Annotated in this window: 1 protein-coding gene; it reads left to right on the top strand. The window is 65.1% G+C overall.

The genetic code is table 11. The annotated features are described in order from the left end of the window. The coding region (locus AVMA1855_RS26495) for a calcium-binding protein (RefSeq protein WP_284428008.1) at positions 1–1,028 on the top strand (1,028 nt) is incomplete at both ends.

Below are 1,028 nucleotides of genomic sequence, written 5' to 3'. Positions count from 1 at the left end.
GACGGCCAGGACACCATTGCGTTCAAGAGCGGTGTTCGCGACGGCCAGCCCGGCGTGCTGCAGTTCAAGGACGGCGTGACCGCCGCTGACCTGGGGCTGCGCCAGGTCCATGACACCGTGCGCGGCGGTTATTCGCTGGAGGTGTCGATCAACGGCACGCCCGACAAGGTGACCATCCAGGGGTTCTTCTATGGCGACGATCCCGACGCACCCTACAGTTCGGTGCAGCGGTTCCAGTTCGCCGACGGCTCGGCGTGGGACATGGCCGGCATCAAGGCCCAGTTGTTCGCGGGCACGGCTTCGGATGACAGCCTCGTCGGCACGGCAGCAGCGGACACCCTCAATGGCGGCTCGGGCAACGACAACCTGTGGGGTGGTGACGGCAACGACACGATGATCGGAGGCGATGGCGACGATGGCCTCTATGGCGATGCGGGCGACGACACGCTGGACGGCGGCGCAGGCCGGGACTGGCTGGAGGGCGGCACGGGCTCCAACACCTACCGCTTCGGCCGGGGCGACGGCCAGGACACCATTGCGTTCAAGAGCGGTGTTCGCGACGGCCAACCCGGCGTGCTGCAGTTCAAGGACGGCGTGACAGCATCGGACCTGGGGCTGCGCCAGGTCCACGACACCGTGCGCGGCGGTTATTCGCTGGAGGTGTCGATCAACGGCACGGCCGACAAGGTGACCATCCAGGGGTTCTTCTATGGCGACGATCCCGGCGCGCCCTATAGTTCGGTGCAGCGGTTCCAGTTCGCCGATGGCACGACGTGGGATCTTTCAGCGATTGAAACCCAACTGTCAGCCTCCGCGGCGACGCCAGCGAACAAGGATGCCATGGCCTCCGACTCGATGGAGTTGAACAGCGAAAAGCCGTATGTGTTCGACGATGGCGTTTCCATGGCCGGCGTCAACAAGCCCTACGCGTTCACTGGCTTGGACGATGCGGACTTCGTGACCCTGAAGCCGCAGGAGAAAGAGCCATTGATCGACGCAGTGGCGCCGACCGACTGGAGCATCGCACC

The sequence above is a fragment of the Acidovorax sp. SUPP1855 genome, from assembly GCF_030158955.1.
GTDB lineage: Bacteria > Pseudomonadota > Gammaproteobacteria > Burkholderiales > Burkholderiaceae_C > Paracidovorax.
Note: the sequence above shows the minus strand (reverse complement) of the source record. Positions and strands in the feature narration are given on the sequence as shown.